The sequence below is a fragment of the Caulobacter sp. AP07 genome (genome assembly GCF_000281955.1).
GTDB lineage: Bacteria > Pseudomonadota > Alphaproteobacteria > Caulobacterales > Caulobacteraceae > Caulobacter.
In genome coordinates this window covers 1-6,148 of record NZ_AKKF01000045.1, presented here as the reverse complement: position 1 = coordinate 6,148, position 6,148 = coordinate 1, and the positions used below count along the sequence as shown (strand labels likewise).

At 69.9% G+C, this 6,148-nt stretch carries 5 protein-coding genes; 2 read left to right on the top strand and 3 right to left on the bottom strand.

The annotated features are described in order from the left end of the window. Positions 1 to 2 precede the first annotated feature (2 nt). The 3 genes from PMI01_RS04055 to PMI01_RS04045 form a co-directional block, all read right to left on the bottom strand. Entirely contained in the window at positions 3 to 1,403 is a 1,401-nt protein-coding gene (locus PMI01_RS04055) for an L-serine ammonia-lyase (protein WP_007663360.1), read from the bottom strand. Positions 1,404 to 1,539: 136 nt separating this feature from the next. Then, complete coding sequence (locus PMI01_RS04050; protein ID WP_007663358.1) at positions 1,540 to 3,195, bottom strand: M28 family metallopeptidase; 1,656 nt, start codon at positions 3,193 to 3,195, stop codon at positions 1,540 to 1,542. A gap of 212 nt (positions 3,196 to 3,407) precedes the next feature. After that, positions 3,408 to 4,397 carry a threonine ammonia-lyase gene (locus tag PMI01_RS04045; RefSeq protein WP_035034451.1) on the bottom strand — a complete coding sequence of 330 codons (990 nt, stop codon included), beginning with the start codon at positions 4,395 to 4,397 and terminating at the stop codon, positions 3,408 to 3,410. Positions 4,398 to 4,493: 96 nt separating this feature from the next. Here PMI01_RS04045 and PMI01_RS04040 point away from each other — a divergent pair, with 96 nt between their 5' ends. Beyond that, positions 4,494 to 5,102: an acyloxyacyl hydrolase gene (locus tag PMI01_RS04040; RefSeq protein WP_007663355.1), complete on the top strand. Its 609-nt coding sequence runs from the start codon at positions 4,494 to 4,496 to the stop codon at positions 5,100 to 5,102. A gap of 136 nt (positions 5,103 to 5,238) precedes the next feature. Further along, the coding region (locus PMI01_RS04035; protein ID WP_007663353.1) for an adenylosuccinate synthase at positions 5,239 to 6,148 on the top strand (910 nt) is incomplete at its 3' end.

Sequence of the window (6,148 nt, the reverse complement as noted above, 5' to 3'; positions counted from 1 at the left end):
GTTCAGCACTCCACCCGGTTGACCGACAGCCCCACCGCCAGCCCGCCCAGCGAGGTCTCCTTGTAGATCTCGCTCATGTCCTCGCCGGTGCGCTTCATGGTGGCGATCACCTTGTCCAGCGACACCGAGTGCTGGCCGTCGCCCAGCAGCGCCAGCCTCGCGGCGTCGATGGCCTTGATCGCCCCCATGGCGTTGCGCTCGATGCAGGGGATCTGCACCAGGCCGCCGATCGGGTCGCAGGTCAGGCCGAGATTGTGCTCCATGCCGATCTCGGCGGCGTTCTCGATCTGGTCGTTGGACGCGCCCAAGGCGGCGGCGAGCCCGGCCGCCGCCATCGAGCAGGCCACGCCCACCTCGCCCTGGCAGCCGACCTCGGCCCCGCTGATCGAGGCGTTGCGTTTGTAGAGCGCGCCGATCGCCGCCGCGGTCAGCAGGAACACCCGCACCCCCTGCGGCGTGCCCTGGTGGAAGCGGTGGTAGAAGCGCAGCACCGCCGGGATCAGGCCGGCCGCGCCGTTGGTCGGGGCGGTGACCACCCGGCCGCCGGCCGCGTTCTCCTCGTTGACCGCCATGGCCCACAGGTTGACATAGTCCATGGCCGCCAGCGGATCGCTGATCTGCCGCTCCATGCGGCCCTGGATGGTCTGGTGGATCTGCCGGGCCCGGCGCTTGACCGACAGGCCGCCGGGCAGGACGCCGGTCTCGCGCATGCCGCGGTCGATACAGGCCTCCATGGCGTCGAAGATGCGGTCGAGGCCGGTGTTCAGCGCCGCCTCGTCCATCCGCGACAGCTCGTTGGCCCCCATCACCCCGGCGATGGTCAGGCCCGCGTCGGCGGCGCGCTGCAGCAGGTCGGCGCCGGACTCGAACGGGAAGGGGATCTCGGGGCCTTCCTCGGGCGGGGTGTTGCGGCCCATCTCGCTCTCGTCGCGCACGAAGCCGCCGCCGATCGAGAAATAGGTGCGCTCGGCCAGCACGACGCCAGCGGCGTCGAAGGCGGTGAAGGTGAGCGCGTTCGGATGTTGGGGCAGGCGCTCGTGGCCGGCCCAGACGATGTCGCGCTCGGCGTCGAAGCCGATCCCGACGCCGTCCCCCCCTGGGCCGCCCAGGTTCAGCCACTGGCTGGCGGCGGTGTCGACCAGAGCCGCCTCGCCGGCGTCGGGATCCAGCGTGGCCGGCACGAAGCCCATCAGCCCCAGGATCACCGCCCGGTCGGTGGCGTGGCCGCGGCCGGTCAGGGCCAGGGAGGCGTAGAGCCGGGTCTCGACCCGGGCGACGCCCGCCAGCTTGCCGGCGTCGCGCAGCCGCCCGACGAACAGCCCGGCGGCGGTCATCGGCCCCATGGTGTGGCTGCTCGACGGGCCGACGCCCAGTTTGAACAGGTCGAAGACGGAAGCTGTCATTTTCTAGGTTTCATAAAAACGCGTTCGTCAGTCCGGGAAACGGTTGGGGACACACACTCACTTCAGGGCGTCGCGGATAATCTGTAGCGCTCTGGAGTGAGTGTGTGTCCCCGTCCGCATCTCGGGCGGCGCCAGGTTACTTCCGGTCCGCCTTGGAGGCGTCCCGCAGCGCCTTGAACTCCGACCCCGCCTGCCATTCCGGCCAGGCCGTCGAATTGGCCAGGTCCGCGCCGACCTCGTAGAACAGCCCGATGTCCTGAGCCTGGCCGGTCAGGTCCCAGTCGGCCTTCCATTCGTCGGCCGGCTGGTGGTAGCGGTTGGCGGTGTAGTCCTCCTCGGCCTTGGCGCCGGCCTCCTTGCCGCCCACCACCAGGTCCTCGCCGGAGCCCACCGAGATGGCCGGCACGCCGCGCTTGGCGAACGGGAAGTGGTCGGAGCGGTAGAAGTGGCCGGCCTGGGGCGAGGGGTCGGGGGTGAAGTAGCGGCCGTGGGCCTTGGCCTTGGCGACCAGCAGGTCCTGCAGGTCGACCTTGCCGTCGCCCGAGGTGGTGATGTCCTTGGCCGGGCCGGCGGCCGACAGGGCGTCGATGTTCAGGTCGCCCACCGTCTTGGCCAGCGGATAGAGCGGGTTGGCGGCGTAGTATTCCGAGCCCAGCAGGCCGCGCTCCTCGGCGGTGACCGCCAGGAACAGGATCGAGCGCTGCGGGGCGGGCTGGCCCTTGAAGGCGCGGGCCAGCTCCAGGATGGCGGCGATCCCGTCGGCGTTGTCGATCGCGCCGTTATAGATCTTGTCGCCGCGCGCGTCGGGCTGGCCGACGCCCAGGTGGTCCCAGTGGGCGCTGTAGATCACCGTTTCGTCGGGGCGGACCGCGCCCTTGATCCGGCCGGCGACGTTCTTGGAGACGATCACCGAATGGTCGACGGCGTATTCGGCCGAGAAGGTCGCGCCGGTCAGCGCCACCGGCTTGAAGTCGCGCGACTGGGCCTGGGTCTTCAGGGCGTCGAAGTCGAGGCCGGCCGCCTTGAACAGGCTGACGGCCGTGTCGCGCTGGATCCAGGCCTCCAGGTCGGGATGGACGGCCTTGGGCGCCTTGCGGACGATGTCGAACATCGTGTTGGTGTTGGAGTTCTTGACCGTCGCCCAGCCGTAGGAGGCCGGGGCGGTCTCGTGGACGATCAGCACGCCCGCCGCGCCCTGGCGGGCGGCCTCCTCGAACTTGTAGGTCCAGCGGCCGTAATAGGTCATGGCCTTGCCGCCGAAGTCGCCGGTTCCGGTCTCGAAGTCGGGGTCGTTGATCAGCACCACCAGGACCTTGCCCTTCAGGTCCAGGCCCTTGAAGTCGTCCCAGTTCCGCTCGGGGGCCTTGACGCCGTAGCCGACGAAGACCAGCGGGGCGTCCTTGATCGACACCTTGTCGGCGTTGGTCATGGCCGCGCGGATGGCGATCTGCTCGCCCTGGGCCAGGGGAACGGCCTTGCCGTCGAGGGTGAACTGGGCCGCGACGGGGCCCTTGATGTCGAACTTGCCCAGCGGCACGTCCTGGGTCCAGGCGCGAGTCCCGTCCGTCCGGAGGTCGCCGGCCGGCTCCAGGCCGATGGCCTTCATCTGGTCGACGATATAGCCGACCGACTTGGTCTCGCCGGCCGTGGCCGGGCCGCGGCCCTCGAAGTCGTCGGACGACAGCACCTTGATGTGGGCCGACAATTTGGCGGGGTCGATCTTCGGCGTGTCCGCGGCCTGAGCCAGCATGGGAGCGGCGATCAGGGCGGTCGCGAGCAGCAGGCGTTTCATCGTTGTCACTCTTTGGAGCAGATCTTTGTCGTTGGGGCGGGACCCTAGCGGGACCGATGAGCGGCGGCTAGGGCCGCTATCGCATTCGAGGCGGGGCCAGCCGCGCCGCCGGGAACATGCGCTCGCCGCGTGTCCCCAACGCATCAGATCACGCTAGCCGTCCGACCGCCTGCCCTCGTCGGGGACACGCGACGAGCGCATGTCCCCGGCGCTCAGATCTCCCTGCCCAGCACCCGCGCGTACAGCGCCGGATCGACATTGCCGCCCGAGCAGACGATGGCCGCCGTCTGGCCCTTCAGGTCGATCTTCCCGGTCAGGGCCGCCGTCAGGGCCACGCAGCCGCCCGGCTCGATCACCAGTTTCAGCACCGAGAAGGCGTAGCGCATGGCCTCGGCCACCTCGGCGTCGGTGACGGCGACGACACCCGTCAGGTTGCGGCTGTTGATCGGCCAGGTCAGTTCGCCGGGGATCGGGGTCAGCAGGGCGTCGCAGATCGAGCGGGCCCCCTCGTCGATGGTTTCCCGCTTGCCGGAGGCGAGCGAGCGCCGGGTCTCGTCGAAGCCGGCCGGCTCGGCGCCCCAGACCTGCGTCGCCGGCGACAGCGCCTTGACCGCCGTGGAGACGCCGGCGATCAGCCCGCCGCCGCCGACCGGCGACAGCACCCGGTCCAGTTCGAGGCCGAGGGCGCGGGCGTCCTCGACGATCTCCAGCCCGACCGTGCCCTGGCCGGCGATGATGTGCGGGTCGTCGTAGGACGGCACGACCACGCAGCCGCGCTCGGCGGCGATCTCGGCGGCGATGGCGATGCGGTCGTCGGCGAAGCGGTCGTAGAAGCGGATCTCGGCTCCGAAGCCGCGCGTGCCCTCGACCTTCACCGTCGGCGAGTCCTGGGGCATGACGATCAGGGCCGGGCAGCCCAGCAGCCGGGCCGCCAGGGCCACGCCCTGGGCGTGGTTGCCCGACGAGAAGGCCACCACCCCGCGCCGGCGCTCGTCGGCGCTCAGCCGCGACAGGCGGTTATAGGCCCCCCGGAACTTGAAGGCGCCGGCCCGCTGCAGGGTTTCGGACTTGATCAGCACCCGCCCGCCCAGGCGCTCGTTGAGCGCGGGGCTTTCGATCAGCGGGGTGCGGACGGCGTGGCCGGCCAGGCGCGCGGCGGCGTCCTGGACGTCGGAAAAGGCGATGGGGAGGGTGAGGGTCATGGCCAAGGTCTATCTCCACACGTTCTCCACCGAAACCCTTTGCGAGCGTTGCCTTTAAAGAGATAAGAAAACACAGGAATCGCTGGGGAGCAGTCCGTGAAGAAAGCCCTTTTCGCTGTCGCGGCTTGCGCCGCCATGGCCGTCGCCGCGCCGGCCCTGGCCGGTGAAGTCTTCGTCGGCGTCTACAAGCATGACGTGACCTTCCTGGGCGAGGCCGTCGGCCTGGGCGCCGCCGGCCGCGAGGACGGGGTCGACGTCCATCTGGGCTATCGCACCGACCGCATCGAGAGCCTGGGCTGGCTGGGCAAGCCCCAGGTCCATGCCTTCGTCTCGATCAACAGCGAGGACACCTCCAACTTCGTGGCCGCCGGCTTCGACTGGCCGATCGAGCTGGGCGACGCGGGCGGCTTCTACCTGCGCCCGGGCTTCGGCCTGGCCTATACCGACGGCGAGGCCGGCCTGCCGCCGGTCAACCAGCCGGGCATCAGCCAGGCCGAGATCGACCGCCGCCTGGTGCTCTACAACACCCGCATCGACTTCGGCTCCAAGGTGCTGTTCGAGCCGGAACTGGCGCTGGGCTACCGGTTCAACGAAAAGGTGTCGGCCGAACTGTCCTATACGCACCTGTCGAACGGCCAGATCTTCCACCAAGGCAAGAACCAGGGGCTTGACGACGTGGGTGTGCGGCTGGTTTACGCCTTCTGACTTCGCGGGGTTCGGTGATCCGGACCCCACAGTCGCCCACGCTTGGGCCGCCCAGAATTGAATTCAACGTCCGCAGCCGAGTCCTGTCGAAGGGCCGCGTGACGTCACCGGGCAGGTGACAAGGCATACCTAGACCATGGCCAATGTGACCGTAGTCGGCGCCCAATGGGGCGACGAGGGCAAGGGCAAGATCGTCGACTGGCTCAGCAACCGGGCCGACGTCGTCGTGCGTTTCCAGGGCGGCCACAACGCCGGCCACACCCTGGTGGTGGACGGCAAGGTCTACAAGCTGGCCCTGCTGCCGTCGGGCGTCGTGCAAGGCAAGCTGTCGGTCATCGGCAACGGCGTGGTCGTCGACCCCTGGCACCTGCTGAGCGAGATCGACAAGATCGCCGAGCAGGGCGTGCTGATCTCGCCCGAACTGCTGGTGGTGGCCGACAACGCCTGCCTGATCCTGCCGCTGCACAAGGACCTGGACCAGGCCCGCGAGGCCGCCTCGACCCAGAAGATCGGCACCACCGGCCGCGGCATCGGCCCGGCCTACGAGGACAAGGTCGGCCGCCGCGCCATCCGCGTCGCCGACCTGGCCGACCCCGAGGCCCTGAAGCCGAAGATCGAGCGCCTGCTCGCCCACCACGGCGCCCTGCGTCGCGGCCTGGGCCTGCCGGAGGCCGACGGCGCCCGGCTGTTCGACCAGCTGATGGAGATCGCCCCGCGCGTGCTGGCCTACGCCCAGCCGGCCTGGCGCCTGCTGGACAAGGCCTACAAGGACGGCCGCAAGATCCTGTTCGAAGGCGCGCAGGGCGCCCTGCTCGACGTCGATCACGGCACCTATCCGTTCGTCACCTCGTCCAACACCGTGGCCGGCCAGGCCTCGGCCGGTTCGGGCATGGGGCCGTCGGCGGTCGGCTACGTGCTGGGCATCGTCAAGGCCTACACCACCCGCGTCGGCGAAGGCCCGTTCGCGGCCGAGCTGGACGACGAGGTCGGCAAGCACCTGTCGACGGTCGGCCGCGAGGTCGGGGTCAACACCGGCCGGGCCCGCC

Coding starts and splice junctions, on each gene's coding strand:
- PMI01_RS04045 (WP_035034451.1), bottom strand. CDS start 4,397: ATGACCCTCACCCTCCCCATCGCCTTTTCCGACGTCCAGGACGCCGCC.
- PMI01_RS04055 (WP_007663360.1), bottom strand. CDS start 1,403: ATGACAGCTTCCGTCTTCGACCTGTTCAAACTGGGCGTCGGCCCGTCG.
- PMI01_RS04050 (WP_007663358.1), bottom strand. CDS start 3,195: ATGAAACGCCTGCTGCTCGCGACCGCCCTGATCGCCGCTCCCATGCTG.